The organism is Salinivibrio socompensis S35, from assembly GCF_000513715.1.
Taxonomy (GTDB): Bacteria; Pseudomonadota; Gammaproteobacteria; order Enterobacterales; family Vibrionaceae; genus Salinivibrio; species Salinivibrio socompensis.
Map to the genome: position 1 here is coordinate 38,323 of NZ_AQOD01000037.1, position 18,096 is coordinate 56,418.

At 50.3% G+C, this 18,096-nt stretch carries 14 protein-coding genes and 4 pseudogenes; 6 read left to right on the top strand and 12 right to left on the bottom strand.

Going from position 1 to position 18,096, the window contains the following annotated elements; all coding sequences use genetic code 11:
• From DZ54_RS19440 to DZ54_RS0105740, 4 genes and pseudogenes are all read right to left on the bottom strand, one after another.
• Nucleotides 1-1,749, bottom strand: a complete 1,749-nt coding sequence (locus DZ54_RS19440; protein WP_240473923.1) for a CehA/McbA family metallohydrolase — start codon at nt 1,747-1,749, stop codon at nt 1-3.
• Nucleotides 1,710-2,246: a hypothetical protein gene (locus DZ54_RS25850; RefSeq protein ID WP_240473924.1), complete on the bottom strand. Its 537-nt coding sequence runs from the start codon at nt 2,244-2,246 to the stop codon at nt 1,710-1,712. Before DZ54_RS25850 ends, DZ54_RS19440 begins: the two co-directional genes overlap by 40 nt.
• 513 nt (nt 2,247-2,759) lie before the next feature.
• Nucleotides 2,760-6,139, bottom strand: a pseudogene (gene recC / locus DZ54_RS27370) (exodeoxyribonuclease V subunit gamma).
• 134 nt (nt 6,140-6,273) lie between these two features.
• Nucleotides 6,274-6,957: a DNA-3-methyladenine glycosylase I gene (locus DZ54_RS0105740; protein ID WP_025673396.1), complete on the bottom strand. Its 684-nt coding sequence runs from the start codon at nt 6,955-6,957 to the stop codon at nt 6,274-6,276.
• Nucleotides 6,958-7,040: 83 nt separating this feature from the next.
• On the opposite strand from DZ54_RS0105740, the gene DZ54_RS0105745 reads away from it, so the two are divergent.
• From DZ54_RS0105745 to pheA, 4 genes are all read left to right on the top strand, one after another.
• Entirely contained in the window at nt 7,041-7,355 is a 315-nt protein-coding gene (locus DZ54_RS0105745) for a YebG family protein (RefSeq protein WP_025673397.1), read from the top strand.
• Between the two features lie 251 nt (nt 7,356-7,606).
• Nucleotides 7,607-8,638 carry a 2,3,4,5-tetrahydropyridine-2,6-dicarboxylate N-succinyltransferase gene (dapD, locus tag DZ54_RS0105750; RefSeq protein WP_025673398.1) on the top strand — a complete coding sequence of 344 codons (1,032 nt, stop codon included), beginning with the start codon at nt 7,607-7,609 and terminating at the stop codon, nt 8,636-8,638.
• Nucleotides 8,639-9,036: 398 nt separating this feature from the next.
• Nucleotides 9,037-9,387, top strand: coding sequence for a ribosome hibernation-promoting factor, HPF/YfiA family (hpf, locus tag DZ54_RS0105755; RefSeq protein ID WP_025673399.1), 351 nt, complete (start codon nt 9,037-9,039; stop codon nt 9,385-9,387).
• A 259-nt stretch (nt 9,388-9,646) separates the two neighbouring features.
• Nucleotides 9,647-10,831: a prephenate dehydratase gene (gene pheA, locus DZ54_RS0105760; RefSeq protein ID WP_025673400.1), complete on the top strand. Its 1,185-nt coding sequence runs from the start codon at nt 9,647-9,649 to the stop codon at nt 10,829-10,831.
• 41 nt (nt 10,832-10,872) lie between these two features.
• Here pheA and DZ54_RS27375 read toward each other — a convergent pair whose 3' ends face one another.
• The 3 genes and pseudogenes from DZ54_RS27375 to DZ54_RS19450 form a co-directional block, all read right to left on the bottom strand.
• On the bottom strand, nt 10,873-11,136 hold the full coding sequence (locus DZ54_RS27375; protein ID WP_081721602.1) for a DUF3800 domain-containing protein: 264 nt from the start codon (nt 11,134-11,136) through the stop codon (nt 10,873-10,875).
• A gap of 398 nt (nt 11,137-11,534) precedes the next feature.
• Entirely contained in the window at nt 11,535-12,668 is a 1,134-nt protein-coding gene (tyrA, locus tag DZ54_RS0105765; RefSeq protein WP_025673401.1) for a bifunctional chorismate mutase/prephenate dehydrogenase, read from the bottom strand.
• 3 nt (nt 12,669-12,671) lie between these two features.
• Nucleotides 12,672-13,747: pseudogene (locus tag DZ54_RS19450) on the bottom strand (3-deoxy-7-phosphoheptulonate synthase).
• A gap of 180 nt (nt 13,748-13,927) precedes the next feature.
• Between DZ54_RS19450 and DZ54_RS0105775 the strand changes: the two are divergent.
• A pseudogene (locus DZ54_RS0105775) lies at nt 13,928-14,278 on the top strand (LytS/YhcK type 5TM receptor domain-containing protein); the annotation flags it as partial.
• 103 nt (nt 14,279-14,381) lie between these two features.
• The gene (gene btsR / locus DZ54_RS19455; RefSeq protein WP_037353663.1) at nt 14,382-15,080 is read left to right on the top strand and encodes a two-component system response regulator BtsR; all 699 of its coding nucleotides are present in this window, start codon (nt 14,382-14,384) and stop codon (nt 15,078-15,080) included.
• Nucleotides 15,081-15,134: 54 nt separating this feature from the next.
• Here the strand turns inward: btsR and DZ54_RS0105785 are convergent, their stop codons facing one another.
• From DZ54_RS0105785 to trmD, 5 genes and pseudogenes are all read right to left on the bottom strand, one after another.
• Nucleotides 15,135-15,524, bottom strand: coding sequence for a DUF2799 domain-containing protein (locus tag DZ54_RS0105785; protein WP_025673403.1), 390 nt, complete (start codon nt 15,522-15,524; stop codon nt 15,135-15,137).
• A gap of 149 nt (nt 15,525-15,673) precedes the next feature.
• Nucleotides 15,674-16,243 (bottom strand): carbon starvation CstA family protein, encoded by a 570-nt coding sequence (locus DZ54_RS27380; protein WP_420804838.1) that lies wholly within the window; start codon nt 16,241-16,243, stop codon nt 15,674-15,676.
• Nucleotides 16,231-16,739: pseudogene (locus DZ54_RS27385) on the bottom strand (carbon starvation CstA family protein). Before DZ54_RS27385 ends, DZ54_RS27380 begins: the two are co-directional and overlap by 13 nt.
• A 268-nt stretch (nt 16,740-17,007) precedes the next feature.
• The gene (gene rplS / locus DZ54_RS0105795) at nt 17,008-17,361 is read right to left on the bottom strand and encodes a 50S ribosomal protein L19 (protein WP_025673404.1); all 354 of its coding nucleotides are present in this window, start codon (nt 17,359-17,361) and stop codon (nt 17,008-17,010) included.
• 28 nt (nt 17,362-17,389) lie between these two features.
• Nucleotides 17,390-18,096: tRNA (guanosine(37)-N1)-methyltransferase TrmD (gene trmD / locus DZ54_RS0105800; RefSeq protein ID WP_025673405.1), on the bottom strand; the 707-nt coding region annotated here is incomplete at its 5' end.

The following is an 18,096-nucleotide window of genomic DNA, read 5'->3' on the forward strand; positions in this document are numbered from 1 at the left end:
TTACGACTGAATCCACACTGGGTTGGTCCATGCCGTGCTGCCGTCTTTGTCTTCCACTTCTAGGTTGATCCAACCTTCTGCATCCGCAGGGATGGGCAGTGATAGCTCAAGACGCTGGGGGCTCTCTTCGGGGTTAATGGTGATGCTGTTTAGCACCTCACCACCTTGACCGATTAAGCGCACTTCTTTGAGGCCATCAGCGGCGACTACATTAATATCCCACTTATCACCTGCCTTGGCGCTTTCACCAAACATGATGTTTTGTGGATACAAGATAGGGCCTTGAGTGGCATAGCCATGACCGGCTTTCAACGCTTTGGCAAAGGCCAGTGGCGTTAGCTCACCATCAACGTTCGCCATCATACGAATACGACCGGTTAGCTGGTTCCACGCATCATGGGTATCGGTACCCGCAGTCAGGTACATGGCTTCGCCGCTATCCCACATATCATGTGCTTTTTTCAGGGTCGGCTCGTTATCGACACGTGCGTTAAGCTCCATCAGGTCGAAACGATCGGTCTCGCCGCCTGGAACGGCATCTTTCGCGAGGTTAGTGAAGTAGCCATAATCATTATATGGGTGGTTCATTGGTACGACTTCTGCGCCCATCTCATGCGCGGCATCAATCAAGGTATGCACGTCATCGGTGCCCGGATCGACAGTCAACGCTGCGCCATTATCGATTGGGAATGGGTTCATGTGACCCCATGATGGCGAGATCTCAATCGATGGAATGAAAGGCACACCACGTTTTGCGGATAGGTCAGCAAACACTTTATGATTGATGGTGGAGTCGTGATCACTGATAAAGGTCAGATCCAAGTCGGTTGCCAACTGAGCACGCACCACGATTTCTGGTGGGGTTACCCCTTCCAGCACATTGCCGTGGTGGTGCAAGTCAGCGCCATACCAATGGTTACGGTTGGGGAAAGTCACCTGTGGGATCTTAACCTGCTGCTTATTGGTTTTACCCGATTCGAGCGTCACGTCCAAGGTTTGAGATTCTGCGGTAAAGCCTGCACCGGCGTTAATGCCCAGTTTGTATTCACCCGGCGCCAGTTTTAGCTCGGCATGGCCGGCAGGTAGTAGATCGGTAAAGAAAGTGCGTTTACCCAAAAATTCAACCGGTGGCGCTTGGCCTTCGATGATAGTGACGCGCGCATCTTTCGCTACACCAGACACCGCTTCTTCTACGTTAAGTGCAAGCGTCACTGGGCTTTTCAGCGAGGTGAAATCCAGTGTTTGCTCACTGTCGGCACTCACGGTTATAGATTGTAGCTGGCTGTTCGCATGCCCTGTTGCCGTGCCATACACCTGGTACTTGCCTTCTGGCAACGCCATGCTGTACTGACCATCTTTAGCAAGCGTCCACGCGTAAGGGTGACCCTCTTTTTCGATCATCACAATCGCATCTGCAGGGACATTGCCATTGTCAGCAAGAAGTTGCCCTTGAATCGTGCCCGTGGCTTCGCCATGACGCTCAGCTTCTGATTTAACAATCGGTGCCATATCACCGTTTGGAACAACCTGCAGCTGGGATTCGAAGGTACGGCTTTCACCGGCTTTAAGCGTGTGACCCAGGTACATATCACGGCCATTATACTTGATGCGGTCAAAGTCAGGCGCGTGCAGCGCAAACGCCCAGTCACGATCATACGCGACCATGCGATCGGCGAGTGCGTTATCCGCCATCGCTTCTTCATTGCCTTCTAGGCAGGTACCGCGAACTGATAGCCCGTATCCGGCCAAATCGTGTGACCAGATTCTAGCTCGAGATCGTCTTCGCCTTGGTTGTTCATCACGGTTTTAAGATCAATCGCATCAGAGCCCGCTTCCAGCGTGTACCAAGTGGTAATGTCGACCTTGTCGAAGTTACGGCTCACTTTGATCACCGCTTTTTCATCGCTGTCTTCAACAATATCAATCGACTTGCGATCGTTCGGCCAGGCTGACCAGCTATTGGGGATGAAATCTGCAAAAGCGACTCGGTCTAGATCAATTTTGCCATTTTTCACCGCCGCTAAGTCAACCAAGGTGCCACGTGGCACGCCCCATGGTGGCGCAGACTCAACCGCCAATGCGAACGCAACATGCTCGTTTTTTACCGTAATATCTTGAGCGTGCGTGGCTTCGCCATCTGGGATCGCGGTTTTACCCTGAGTAATACTGACGTCTGCGTGCGCTGAGGCGCCAAGCAAAAGGCCAGAGACTAAGGTTGCCACTGCGCTTTTTGAGAATTTATGCATGAAGGCACTTCCTTTTTTTCATGGTTTGTTATGTGAATTTTCGATGTCATTGTGCGTTAAGTTAATTACACGTTCAAATAAAAAACATCATAAAAAGTTCAACAAACCCCACAAATACTATGCTCACTAACAAAAATAAAAACACTAACAGACTGATTTTAATGAACTCAAACTAAATACACCCTATCAAAATAATCGTTTAAAAAATGTTTAGACCCCGAATTGATTGAACCCTAATGAGCACTCAATTGTGCAAAGCACAACCAACAAAGTGATAACAATCACAGCAAATCAATCGACCAATCAGGCAAAAAGGTCCGATGTTTTAGCCTATGCGTCGCTGCGTTAAATTGAATAAAAAAGCAAAAATAACAACTAAAAATCACAGAGAGTCGGGTATCTCTGACTGCGTAAGGCCTAAACGGAAGAGTGAAAACCAGGTTTACCTGGCAGAAAGGAAGAGATAGGGCGCAGCACCGCAGCATCGGGCCCGCCCAGCATCGTGCTACGCCACTAGCGTTTTTGCCGATGCGACAACATGGGTAGAAGGTGTTGATCGCCCTTTGCCAACAGCGCTTGGCCGAAGCTCTCACGCCATTGCGGCCAAACGCGATACACATAAGGGTCTTGTACTTCACCAAGGTTAAAGCCCCCAACAAAGGCATCATGCATGGCTTTTAGCGCTTTGTCTTGGCCGGTTTCACTGTTATCAAAGCCTTTTTTGCTGTCACGAGCTTTTATTCCCGCGCCTACTGTACTTGGCAGATAAGTAAGCGGCTGATTCAGACCGTGTTGATAGTCTTCAACCAAGGCTTGTAGGTGTGCAAGCGCGTCATCTTTGCTGAGTGGGGAAAACTCGATGGTTTCTTTCACCCCCACCAGCGTGCTCGGCACCGCTTCGCCCATCGCGCATTGACATAAGTGATCAATCCATACCGCGAGCTGATGACGCACGGTCAGATCGCCACAATGAAAGCGGACCAAGCTGTGTTTATAACGCCGATTGAGCCAGCCTTGCAGCTGCACCTCACCTAGCGCAGTGGTGAGCGTCAGATTAAGCTCAAGATCAGGACGAGGAACAGCGAGCAAAGGCGTTAAGCGTTGGTACATATCACGGATCACCGTGACTTGATTATCCAAAGTCAGTTCCCCAAAGTACGCCAACGGCAACTTACCCTGTCCGCGCTGTCGGGCCATAAAGTCCTGCACACTTTGGGGACTGTCATCGGTTTCAATAAAGTGCGCTAACAGCTGATCGCGTAGCTGAAAGCGGTGCAAGGTATCTAAACTAAAGGGTTCAAATTCCTCTAACGGCGCTTCCAACTGCTCAAAGAAGACTTTCAAACGACGTTGGAAAAAATAACGTACGGGTAACCGCCAAAAGCGCTGCAACTCTGCCAGCTCGACCACAGGATCGCTTTGACTGTCCGGATCAGGACTTAGCGCATCGGTAATAAACTCAGGGAGTAGCGTCCCTTGTCCTTTGGCGGCAGGCAGCCACTCTTGCGCATAACTTCCAGCACCGGAAAAAGCCGCTGGACTAAATGGCGTCAGCGGATGATATTGGATAAGCATAGCTTCCAACCGCTGGCGTGACTGGGCTTCGGGTAAGTCGCTGTCGCCTGCCAAACAGTAGCCTTGGGTACAATATTCGAGCAGCTCGGTGACCAGCACCGAGGGAACTTTTAAGCTGTTATCTTGTACTGATCGACCGACGTAACTGATATATAAGCGCTGTTGCGCCGACTGCAGTGCTTCTAAAAACAGGTAGCGGTCATCATCACGGCGCGAACGATCGCCTGCGCGGGTGCGGCCAACCATGAGGTCAAAACCGACACTGGGCACAGTGCGCGGATACACGCCATCATTCATCCCTAGCAAACACACCACCTGGAACGGAATCGAGCGCATTGGCATTAAGGTGCAAAAGTTAACCTGGCCGGCCAAAAAGCGCTGACTGACTCGCTCGTTGTTCAGGCGACCATTAAAGTAATCGCGCACCACCGGCAAGCTAAGGGTGTGGGTAAAGGCGGCATCACTTAGCTGTGTCAGCCAACTGTCCAACTGGGTACGGATGAGCTTGACCGCCAACTCTTCATCCCCTTCGATGGCGAAGCAGTCATCCAGCATTTGGGTCAGCCGAGCCACCCACGCCTTTCCATCGCACTCAGTAGCAAGTTTCTGCTGGTAGTGAATCAAGGTGTCGATAAACAGTCCTAAACGCCCTGCTAACTCGGCATTCAGCCTTGCACCTCATCATACGGCATGGTGCCCGCAAACAAGCCGACTTCACTCGGCATCGCATAGCCAAGTAACATACGTTTTAGGCCAAATAGCCAGGTATTTTGATACTGCTCCGGCAACGCAAACTGGCTCGCAGTATGGGTATCAAGCCCCCAGCGAATGCCGGTTTCTTCCACCCATTGTTTAATTTGATCAAACTGTTGGCTGTCGATGGCAAAGCGGCGCGATACCGCCGGTACCTCAAGCAGTTCCAACAGCTCTGCTGCACTACACCGGCTATCGGGCAAGGTGAGTAAACGTAAAAAGGCGGCTAATACCGGGCTTTCTTGATCGGCGCTGCGATCTGAAATGGAAAAAGGAATAAAGCGATTGCTGGGCGCATTACCAAACACCGCTTGAATCGCTGGACTGTAGGCATTGATATCCGCCACCATCACAATCACATCACGGGGACTAAGCTGAGGATTGGCCTCAAACATCGCCAACAGCTGGTCGTGCAACACTTCGACTTCGCGCATCGGGCTGTGACAGGCATGGATAGCCACGGAAAAGTCGTCTGGCGTGATGTCTGCCTTCGCGGCACTGGTCTCCGTTTGCTTGGGATCGCCCGGCTCGTTCAAATCCAAAATATCCGCTTGAATGTGATGGAGCAGGTTATCGCGGTTGACCTCGACAAAGCCGCTATCAATCTCATTGCAGGCCATTTCCGAGAGCAGCAGTAAGTTATCGCGCCCCAGTTTTCCCATCGACGCCAGCAAGCTGTTCCCCACCTCACCGTACTCCGGTTCATCGAGCCCCAGTGCCAATTGGCTCTCGGCGGGGATGTCTTCAATTCGGCTGACTTTATCCCGCGCCAACGCCGCACGTTTGGCGAGATAGCGTTTGTCGCGAATATCCCCCCAGTAATAACGGCATGGATTGGTGAACATAAAGTGCACCTCCACATGCTCACCCAATGCTTGCAACGCATCTAGATAACGCGGTGGGAGCGCGGAGATGCCAAACACAAACACCCGCTCAATATCGCCGAGCCCCTCGGGTTTGTGCTGGTGGCTGGTCAAGGTATCAATAAACTCTTGATACAAGTTCGCGCGGTGATACGGCGATTGCCCCAGTGCCAAGGTATGATCGTATAAACGGCGCCACAGTTTTTGCTGCCAAGGCTGCACATCGTCAAGCTCGGGCACCGGCTGCTCTTGCTCCCATGCTAGCACCCACTCGGGGCGATAGACCAAATACTGGTCGAAAATATCGGCCACTTTTTCGGCCAGCTGATAAGCGCGCTGCTGATCCTGGCTATCTTCTAAGTACGCGGCTAAATCGGCGAATTCAGGCGCATCCAGACAGCTAGGTAAAAGGTCCATCAGCTTCCACGTCATCGCCTCTTTATTGAAATCACTGCGCTCAGGCACACCATCCAATACCCGCACAAACAACTGCCAGATAAAGGTGGCAGGGAGCGGGAATTCGACGTTGGCGACAATCTGCTGCTCTTTGGCGAGCGCCATTTTTAACCACTGCGCCATGCCGGGGCTTTGCACCAGAATTAGTTCTTTTTGAAAGGGGTCGGACAGCGGACGCTGTTGGATCAGGGAGACCAACAGCGATTTCAACAGATCGAGCTGATTAGAGTGATAAACAGTAAACACAAGGCGCTCACATGGGAAAGATAACTGGCATCGATTGTGGCCGATTGCAGTGATAAGCGCAAACAGCCACCGACACACCGCGACCTAGCACACGACTTGCTCACCGTGTGATCACACAGACAATCGCTGAGCGATTAAACGCGATTGTCTCCCACACTGAAAGCGATCAACTGGCTGATATGGTTCAGTGAACGGCCCGACTCTTGCTGCCAGTCATTAAATGCCTGTTGCGTCGCTTGCATCGCCCGTTTCGTCTCTCGGCCACTATCGACAATCTTGGTCGCACGCAGATAGTGCTCAATATCACGGGTGAACAAGAAGGTATCTTTGCCCATTCTACGCAACGTGTAGGCTCCTGTGTTACCGCCTAAACGCTTACCGTGTTTTTTCAAATACTGCCATAAACCGACAATATCTTCGGTGGGCCAGTCGGCAACAAACTGGCCAAAGCTACCGTGCGATTGCTGCACCCGATGGATCATGTCCGCATTGTGCGGAATAGTCATCACCTTGGTTAAATGACGAATGATCGCGGGATTGGTGGCTTTTTCTTCCCACATCTCCGGTGGCATCAACAACATTTTATCGATATCAAAGCCCCAAAAAACCTCTTCAAACCCCGGCCACTTTTTGCGTACCACCTGCCAGCTAATGCCGGATTGAAATACCTTTTGGCTAAACGCCGCTAACCAGCGATCATCCGGTATCTCACACAGAGCCTGATGTTTAAGCGGAGCCACCAGCATGCGCTCTAACTCACGTTGACCGCCTTTGCGTTCGGCGGCACGTTGATAAATGGTGCTAAATTTTTCTCTCATGTCACAATCATGGCAGGGTCGGTAGACAATGGCCCTTATCCTACTGTATAAAAAGACAGTAAATCAACGAAGAGAGGGTAATTATGGCCGTTATCGTCAAGTACGTGGTCGAACGCGAGGGAGAAGAAAAGATGACATTTACCTCCAAAGCCGAAGCCGACGCCTACGATAAAATGTTGGATATGGCAGATGCGATGTTCGACTTGATTGGAGAAAGCGAACTGGTAGACGACGAAGAAAAGCGTGAAGCCTTGTCGCTATACCTTGCTCAACACAAAGACTCTGTCCTCGAGGCGCTGGGCGCCAAACGTAAAGCCGTCAAGAAAAAGCCGGCGACAGCGAGTGACAGTAAAGCGGATGAAAGTAGCGACGACAACAAAGACGCTGACGCTGCCTAGTACTCCTATTGCTAATCCTGTTGGCATCCGCGAAAGAGCAAGCCCACTTGGCTTGCTTTTTTTATGCGCTGAACCTTTATTTTGCTCGCAAGGTATCACCCACGCTAGACATCAACACGAATCGAATCAGTGCCCCGACCTGTGTGGGTTTTTCTCTCCGCCTGAGGCTAAGCGCTTCCAACCGCTGGCGGTTGTCTTTAAGATGCAGTATTAATGTTGAAGCCCAAATAAACACAAGGAGATCTTCCCCGATGGCAAGTTTCGCTCTGGCGCTCGGTACTGCGACCCAAAACAAGGACGGCAAAATCATTGAAGCCTATTTCCCGTCTCCCCTACTTAACCCTAGTGATGATCTGGTCAATGCCTTAAGCGCACTCACCGATTATGACGCCGGCAATCAGGTCGTAGAGATTGCACCAGAAGCCTGCGCTGCGATCAGTGAAGCCTTCACCGCCGCTGGCGCTCAAGAGGCCGCTAACTTTGCCAATATGGCACAACAAACCACCCAACCACTGATCCTGGTGATCTTAGAAAACGACAGCAAACCCGCATCGGTTGCTGAAGGCTTCCTCAAGCTTCAACTGATCTCACACCGCTTAGTCAAACCACACGGTGTGGTGTTAGAAGGGCTATTTGGCCTGCTGCACAATATTGCTTGGACTAACCAAGGCCCGATCGATTTGCCTGAACTGCCTGAGCGCCAAATGGAAGCACGTCTGAAAGGCGAAACGCTGACGGTTGAGTGCGTGGATAAATTCCCGAAAATGACCGATTACGTGGTACCTGCGGGTGTGCGTATTGCCGATACCGCGCGTGTTCGTTTGGGCGCCCATGTCGGCGAAGGCACAACTGTGATGCATGAAGGCTTTATCAACTTCAATGCAGGCACCGAAGGCAAGAGCATGATTGAAGGCCGTATATCAGCTGGCGTGATGGTCGGTCAAGGTAGCGATATTGGTGGTGGCGCGTCGATCATGGGCACTCTCAGTGGCGGTGGCCAGCTTGTGATCTCCATCGGCGAGAACTCATTGCTCGGTGCCAACGCTGGTCTTGGCTTCCCATTGGGCGATCGTTGTACCATCGAATCGGGCCTATATGTCACCGCGGGCACTAAGGTAACCATGCTCGACGCCGATGGTAATGTCGTAGAAAGCATCAAAGCGCGTGATTTGGCCGGTAAATCGGATCTATTGTTCCGTCGTAACTCAAAAACAGGTGCGGTTGAGTGTTTGACCAACAAAAGTGCGGTCGAACTCAATCACGATCTACACGCCAATAACTAATACGGCGATGTCAGTATGAGCACTTCCTAGGGCGGCTTTCGAGGCCGCCTTTTTTATGTATTTTTCTTGGCGTGTACAATACAAATTCAGCAGGCTCAACAACGTGATCCATGGCTTTGTGGCATCATTTTTGACCACTAATAAAAATCAGGATGGTAGGATGGGCACGAGGAGGCCCTGATTGGCGTGTAATCAGCATTCGTGATCCTTTCCAACGTAGCATTTTCATCTGTGAGTTCAAGGCTTTTTGCCTCTTTTCCGTGTCAGGATTCGCAAATGCTCACAGATCCTCCTATCAAACTCCTTCCCCCTTTAAACATGAGCCAAGTCACGTTATCAATGGCGTAAACCGGTAATCTAAAGATGAACCTAATACAGGGGAACAAAGAGGAACGAGTATGAGAGTGGAAATTGCAGGCAAAAATATCGAAATCACTCCCGCCATCCGTGAGCGCATCGAAAGCCGCTTTGACAAGTTGGCCAAGTGGCAGGTGGCACTCATCAATCCTCATGCTGTGATCAGTAAAGAGCCAAACCACCAGTTTAAAGTCGAGGCCAAAGCTGGGCTGCCTGGTTCAACGCTGGTTGCCTCAGCGGAAAGCGACGACATGTACAAAGCAATTAATGACGTGGGCCAAAAGCTGGAGAAACAACTCAATAAAGTCCAACACAAAGGCGAGGCGCGTCGTAACGAAAAATCTGCTGCGACGGTTGCGATGGAAGAAAATCCATCCGACGAGGAAATCTAACCCTCAGCGCGAGACCTAATACGTTAAACATGTCAGCCCCGCCTTCGCGGGGCTTTTTGATCCTTGACACGTCTGCCTGCGCCCCATATGGTTAATCTATACGCAAACATAACAACACAACGCCCAATGCTGATGACCGCCCATTTCTTTCGCTTCTTTTTTATCTCGCCAACGCGGGAGGAAGCGTGCTAAGCCTTAACAGCATGGCGCACTAACCTCCCAACCGGGAGGTTTTTTTGTATTAGAACAAGGATAATGTATGCCAGACACACCACGCCCACTGGACGAAATACGCACGCGAATTAGCCAGCTTGATCAAGAGCTGCTGACATTATTAGCAGAGCGCCGCCGCTTAAGCCTAGATGTCGCCAAAAATAAAGTCGCGGTGCAAAAGCCAATTCGCGATCAGGCCCGCGAGCAAGCCTTGTTAGAAGAATTGGTGACCCAAGCACAAGGTTATCAGCTTGATGCCCATTACGTGCTAAGCCTGTTTCATACCATTATCGAAGACTCGGTATTGATCCAGCAGCGTTATCTACAAAATCTAGCCAATCCAGACAATCAGCGTCCGGTGGCACGGGTTTCTTTCTTGGGCAGCCAGGGCTCTTATTCCTATTTGGCTGCTCGCCAGTACTTTAGCCGTAAGCAAACCGAACTGGTGGAGATGTCGTGCGATAGCTTTAAAAAGGTGGTGGAAACAGTAGAAACTGGGCATGCCGATTACGGCATCTTGCCGGTCGAGAACACCAGCTCAGGGTCGATCAATGAAGTGTACGATCAGTTGCAACACACACGTTTGTCGATTGTCGGTGAGCTCACGCTGCCTATCGACCATTGCCTGCTTACCGTCGGCGATCAAGACCCCAGCCAAGTCGATACCTTGTATGCTCATCCACAGCCACACCAACAATGTAGCGAATACATTGACACCTTGGGTAAAGTGAAGAAGATTTATTGCTCCAGCACCGCTGAAGCCATGCAACAAGTGGCGGAGTTAAACCAGTCCAATGTGGCCGCGATTGGCCATGCGGCAAGCGGTGAGTTTTACGGTTTAACCGCGATTAAGAGCGAGATTGCCAACCAACAGCAAAATCACACCCGCTTTATTGTGGTGGCGCGTAAACCGGTCAAAGTTTCTAAACTCACGCCTGCGAAAACCACTTTCATTATGTCGACGTCACAACAAGCCGGCTCCTTGGTGGAGTGTTTAATGGTATTGCGCGAGCGCGGCATCAATATGACCAAGTTGGAATCTCGCCCGGTACTCGGCAACCCGTGGGAAGAGATGTTTTACGTCGATGTCGAAGCCAATATGACGAGCGATGCGATGCACAGTGCGCTTGAAGCACTCACCACCCTCACTCGCTATTTAAAAGTGCTCGGCTGCTACCCGTCAGAGACCATTTCCCCCACCGAGGTATCGCTGCCAGACAGTAACGACTAACTATCAGTTGCCCATAAAAAAGCCCACAGTGTGGGCTTTAGCTAATTATAACGAAACAACGCGTAAGCAATTAGGTCTGCGAGTTGAATCAATCTTGTTGCTTCAGAATCGATAAAGGCAGGGACTTCTGCCATATTTCTCAGCCGCCCCCAGTCATGACCATCGAGTTTAAACGCTTTAGCGAGTGCTTGAATCGGTACTTCTTTGCTGCTCTTGTCAAAAAGAATCAGACCTCTTTGGGTATTATTGAAGTGAACATGTTGTCTGGCTAAGAAATGATCGAATATACGAACCCCTAAGATAATAGAGAGTCGCTACGAAAGGAACTGGGGGAAAGAAGGCGGCGGAAAGAGCTATGAGCTCAGCGCACTACAACAAGGCAGCACACCATAGATTGTTTCCAACCGCTCGATAACTATATCCCTAAATCACAGACTCTGCAACGATAGTTCTAACACGCTTTCGACCGCTTGCTGTAGCCTCAAACACGCAATAACCGTACATCTCATAGCGACGAAATAATACTTTCGAATCCGCTTAGCCTACTACAAAGACTCACTTTTCCACGTGCGAGCCTGATTATAAATACCCTATCATTTTATCCCTGCGATCCAGTTCTTAGTCCGTCATATCGATATACACACTATCTCACTTTATCTGTGTAGCTCTCTATCCTCCTATCCCTCGGAAAGGTGAGCCTTGACTAGGTCGCGATGCGATGGGTGGCGTCGTTGGCTTGTCGCAACAGGCCTTGGCTTTCTTGTAAAAAGCGTGGAGCGTAATCACCAAACCAGTTTTCCACTTGCGCGAAGGCATCGACAAAAGTGGACTTGTCGTGCTGCTCGAGCAAATCAATCGCCTCGCCAAAACGCTGGTAAAAGCGTTTAATCATCGCCAAGTTTTGCGGCGAGGACATAATAATATCTGCGTAGAGACTGGCATCTTGGGCAAACAGTCGCCCCACCATAGCCAGTTCTAAGCGATAAATCGGTGAGCTTAGTGCGGTAAGCTGATCCAGATTCGGGTTTTCTTCTGCCAGATGCACGCCGTAAACAAACGAGGTAAAGTGGCGTAGCGCTTGGATCAGCGTCATGCCTTCATCATGCTCGATGGCACTGATCCGATTTAACCCAGCGCCCCAAATGCGAAACTGCTCTAGCAGCCATTGGTACGCCTCAGGATGTCGGCCATCGCAATACACCATTACCTGCTTAGCAAGGCTGGCCACATCTGGGCCAAACATGGGGTGCAGGCCAACTACTGGGCCGGAGTGCACGGATAACATCGCTTGTAGCGGGCCGGATTTCACCGAAGTGAGATCCACTAATAAGCAATCGTCTGGCAGCTGGGTCAGCTTGCTGATCACCGCTTCCGTGACATCAATCGGCACCGACACCACCACCATGCCCGCATCGGCTAGCAGGGAATCGGCACTCTCCCAATCCTCTTTATCCAGCACCGCAACCTGATAACCCGACAAACGGAATAAGCGAGCAAATAAGCCACCCAGCTGGCCCTTACCGCCAATCACCACCACGCGGCGTAAATCTGGGTTTAAGCACTTAAAGCCAGAGTCATTTTCACTACTGTACGACTCGCGCATTGTGCGTCGCAGCACATCTTCAATCAGATCCGGTGGCACGCCTTGAGACTCCGCTTCTTGACGACGCGAAGCGAGCATCGCCGCTTCGCGGTCTGGCGCATAAATGGGCAAGCCATGTTGACTTTTTACTTCTCCCACTTCGGCTACCAGCGCCAAGCGGCGCGCGAGCAAGCTCACCATTTGTTTATCGACATCGTCTATTTGATCGCGCAGTCGGCTGAGTTCCGCCACCATGGTTTAGTCCTGTTGAATACGTTGTTGAAGAGAGGTTGCTAGCTCTTGATGAGCATGACGTAACAATTGTTCGGTAGACGCCCAATCAATGCAAGCATCCGTGATCGATACCCCGTATTCCATTTCGTGTTTGGGTAAGTCTGCCGATTGGTTACCCGCATTGAGGTGGCTTTCGATCATCAGTCCAATCACGGAGCGGTTCCCTTGTTTGATTTGATGGATCACATCTTCTGCCACCAACGGCTGACGACGGTAATCTTTGCGTGAGTTAGCGTGGCTGCAGTCCACCATCAAAGAAGGGTTAAGCCCCGCCGCGTCCATTTGCTGCTCACATTCGGCCACAGACACCGAGTCGTAGTTGGTTTGCTTACCACCGCGCAGAATCACGTGACCGTTAGGATTACCTTGGGTATTCAGCAGCGCCACTTGGCCGGCTTGATTAATACCCATAAAGCGATGTCCCGAGGCCGCGGCTTTCATCGCATTGGTGGCAGTGGCGAGGTTGCCGTCAGTCCCGTTTTTAAATCCAATCGGCATCGACAGGCCACTGGCCATTTCCCGGTGGGTCTGCGATTCGGTGGTACGCGCGCCAATCGCCGCCCAACTAAACAGGTCACCAATATATTGCGGGCTGATTGGATCCAAGGCTTCGGTCGCTAATGGGATCCCCATCTGTGCGAGGTCAGTCAACAAGCCTCGTGCTTGTTTAAGGCCTGATTCCACATCGAAGGTGCCATCCAGGTGTGGATCGTTGATTAACCCTTTCCAGCCAGTGGTGGTGCGCGGTTTTTCAAAGTAGACCCGCATAACAATAAACAAGTGATCGCTGAGTTCATCCGACAAGGCTTTCAGACGACGCGCGTAATCTTTCGCCGCTTCCACATCATGAATTGAGCACGGGCCACAGACCACCAATAGACGATGGTCACGTTTATGAATGATATCTGCCACGGTCTCTCGTGCCTGACTGATCGCAGCCCGGGTACTTTTTTCAATAGGAACTGGGCGCGAAGCTGCTCTGGCGTTAGAAGCACCTGCTCATCGCGGATATGAATATTGGTCACCGAATCTTGCTGCATAGCCTTGCCTTTAATGTTCATCAGGTTTTACACAAACAATACCAGCCTATATTTTTAAAGCAATAGTAGCTGTACCTTTTAATTTACTGTGTAATATTTAGTTTACAAAAGAGATATAAATAGAGTCTTTAACAGGCAACCGTTACTATAGCGCATTGGTCTTTTTTTGTATTGATGGTTATGGCACTGGTTCTCTCACTTCTGCAGCAGATGAGCGTCTATCTAGTGATCGCCTATTTGCTGAGTAAAACACTGGCGTTTATGCCACTGCTGAGTATCTCTGGGCGGCTGTCGCATAAGGTCGTTTGTTATTTTCTCTTCTCAGACTTTTGTATTCTCGGGACCTATTTTGGTTTGGGTATTCAAGATGCAATAGCCAACACAAGAGCAATCGGTGCGGTGATGGGCGGATTGCTTGGCGGCCCGGTTGTGGGCTTTTTGGTCGGGCTAAGCGGCGGCTTACATCGCTATAGCTTGGGCGGTTTTACCGACTTGGCCTGCGCCATTTCCACCACGGCAGAGGGTTGTTTGGTGGTCAGTACGCGCTAAAAATGACGTGTCAGCCTGATATATGAACACGGGCAACGGTTACCCTACCCTTGACCTATCAAGCGCCCAGCATGGAGAGAGAGGCATGATAAAAGCACTGATTGTTGATGATGAGCTGCATGCTCGTGAAGCACTGGAAGACGAGTTACTGACCCTAGGCAACGTTGAAGTCATAGGTCGGTGTAACAATGCCATCGATGCACTGAAAACCATCAATCAGACTCGCCCGGACGTGGTATTTTTAGACATTCAAATGCCACGGGTAACCGGCTTAGAGCTATTGGCCATGCTCGATCCTGACACCATGCCCAAGGTCGTGTTTGTGACTGCCTATGATGAATACGCCTTGCAAGCGTTTGAGGAAAATGCGTTCGACTATTTGTTAAAACCTGTCGAAACCGTACGGCTAAAAAAATCCCTGGAAAAGCTCACCCGTGAACTGAGCCAGAAAAATGACTATCAGACGATTACGCCAGCGTTGGATTTGCTCCCCTGCGCGGGACACAGTCGGATCACATTGATCCCTCATCAGGAAGTCGAAGTCGCGCGTACCGCCTTAAGCGGCGTAGCATTATTAACGGCCAAAGGTGAGTCCACCACACACCTGAGTTTAAAGGTGCTAGAAGACAAAACGCCTCTGATACGCTGCCATCGACAATATTTGGTTCACCCCGCCGCTATCCGCGAAATCCGTTTGCTCGACAACGGCCTTGCCGAGGTGATTACTACCTCAGCTTACGCTGTGCCTGTAAGCCGACGCTATTTAAAAACGTTAAAAGATTAACTGGGACTTAGCTAATCCTTGCACGTTGACACTCGAGATCAATAAAGCTAGGAGTCAATAAAATAAGCCATTAGATTGGCTTTGAGAATCGTTGTAACCACGCTTCCATTCCATTCTAAAACGCTGAGATCCTGGCCGACTTTCACACACGCCCATATACGGGTTGCCGTCTAGCCCCAACTGGTAAGCATGCGCGGGATCGCAATAATCATCGATACCATGGATATATCCCTGTTCGTAATCTAGATAGTTGGCGTTCACGCTGACGCTAGATTGACCGGCTAGAGTCTGCAAGTCTTTCAATGAGCGCTGTGGCAAACCGCGCTGTCCATCTTGCTCCCCTAACCCATACCAATTCTGATCGTCAACCAAGCCTTGGGTGGTGGAAGCGGCGCAACCGACCAAAAGGACGAATGCCAATAGTGAAAAAAGCGTCTGTTTCATGCCCTATCCTTTCCCTAATAAAAAAGCCTCAGTGAATACTGAGGCTTAGATCTTAGCGTATTTAACTGAATATTGCTTGAAGACCAATCATATAGCTGAGGGCTGACGGGTTCAGCATCGGCCTCTCAACCATGACGTCTTATCGGCGATTATTTCTCCTCAGCTATCAACTGAGCATTTGGTTTATAGCCAATCAGGAAAGCAATCGTGGCGGCAAGAGTCGCGCCCACGCCTATCATAGTAGAGATATTCATCGGTAAGCTAAACCCTATTTCGGCATTGGCCAAATAGGTTACCGTCACTGCGGTCATGAACATCGCAGGAATGGTGCATACCCAGTGCAATTTATCGCGCTTAATCAAATAGGCAGCCGCCGCCCACAGCATGATCATCGCCCCATAAAAGATAAAGCGACCTGACTTTTCATTCTGCATGCAACGCGCCATTAGAGGAGACTGAGTGGCATGGAAACCTGACACCGCACCACAAGCAATCGTGATAAACAGCAGTGGCCATAACGGCAAGTCGGTCGGATGGAAGTTGGTGGCAACATCGAGCCCTTGGCTATAGAAACTGTGATCGCTCACGGCCAAACCGATAATTAACCCAACCGACATAAACACCAGCAAGGCACCAAATATCGGATAAAAACGGCCAATAATTTTATCAATGGGCACGACAGTGGCGAGCACATAATAGGCAAAGATTATGCCACCCACATGGTAACGCTCATCTCTGATAAGCTGCCCAGCAACTTAGCTGGACCGAGCACAAAGACCACACCCACGAGCATTAGCAGTAACACCGCAAAGAAGTTCATAAAATGTTTAGCGAAGTTACCGAGGTGATCACCCACCACAGATGGCACAGACGCGCCATTGGCTCGAACACTGAGCATGCCAGAGAAGTAGTCGTGCACGGCACCGGCAAAAATACAGCCAAACACAATCCATAGCATGGCAACGGGGCCGTAAAGTGCACCAAGATTGGGCCAAAAATCGGACCCAGACCTGCAATATTAAGTAGTTGAATAATATACACTTTCTTATCTGACAGTGGCACAAAGTCCACACCATCGTTCATGCTCATCGCCGGGGTCGCTTTTTGCGGCTTTGGCGCAAAGATTTTGGTAATAAAGGTGCCGTAGGTAAAGTAACCGACAATCAAGGTCACCACGCAAAGTAAAAACCAGGACATAATTGCTCTCCGTATCATTCGCAGTACTGCTGCCAATTTTCAATAGCGCTGCTGCCAATTTCTAATAAGGTAAAAATGTCATTTTGTCAGTTAGTTTGTCGAACTCACGTGCTTTAGCTGCGAGTGGTCGTAGGGTTAAATAAGTGGCTGTGATAGGAATTAAGCGGCTGTGGTAGACATGAAGTGGCGCAGAATAGGGACAGGCTAGCAGGGGTGGCCGTATTTTTACCATTAAAAAGCCCGTCCTGTGTGGGACGGGCTTTTCGAGCAATAAACGCCAAAGCGATTATTTCTTGTTAAGACGCTCTTTAATTCGAGCTGACTTACCAGAACGCTCACGCAGGTAGTACAGTTTGGCACGACGTACTGCACCGCGACGTTTAACAGTAATGCTGTCGATAACTGGCGAATGGGCTTGGAAAGTACGCTCTACACCTTCACCGCTTGATACTTTACGTACAGTGAATGCAGAGTGCAGACCACGGTTGCGCTTAGCAATAACCACACCTTCATATGGCTGCAGACGCTCACGGTTACCTTCTTTTACTTTAAGCTGTACTAGGACAGTGTCACCTGCTTGAAACTCAGGCAGGTCTTTTTTCATTTGCTCGTCTTCGAGCTGCTTGATGATGTTACTCATTATTTATAACCCTAGAATAAACTGAAACTCAATTTGATTCGGCACTTGCACGGTGTTCTTTGATGAACTCGGCAAGTAGTGATTCCTGTTCGTCAGTCAGAGCTAGGTTTTCCAGGAGCTCTGGTCGTCGTAACCAAGTGCGACCTAGCGATTGCTTCAATCGCCAGCGACGAATGTCCTTATGATTACCGGATTTTAGCACCTCTGGTACCACCAACCCATCTAATACATCAGGACGCGTATAGTGTGGACAGTCTAGCAACCCATTGGCAAAGGAATCTTCCTCTGCTGACGCCATGTCACCAAGTACACCCGGTACAAACCGAGCAACGGCATCCACTAACGTCATCGCGGGTAGCTCGCCCCCACTGAGCACAAAATCTCCCACTGACCATTCTTCGTCAACGTGAGTTTGAATAATGCGCTCGTCTACCCCTTCGTACCGACCACAAATCAAAATAAGTTTATCATTGCTAGCCAGCGATTCGACCCCCGCTTGATCAAGCTTGCGCCCTTGCGGAGAGAGGTAAACCACTTTCGCTTTATCGCCTGCGGCGTGTTTAGCTGCATGAATCGCATCGCGCAAAGGCGCTACCATCATGAGCATGCCGGGGCCACCACCGTAGGGTCGATCATCAACCGTCCGATGTTTGTCTTGCGTGAAGTCACGAGGATTCCACGTCTCGACGTTCAATAACCCTTTTTTTACCGCTTGGCCCGTGACTCCAAAATCAG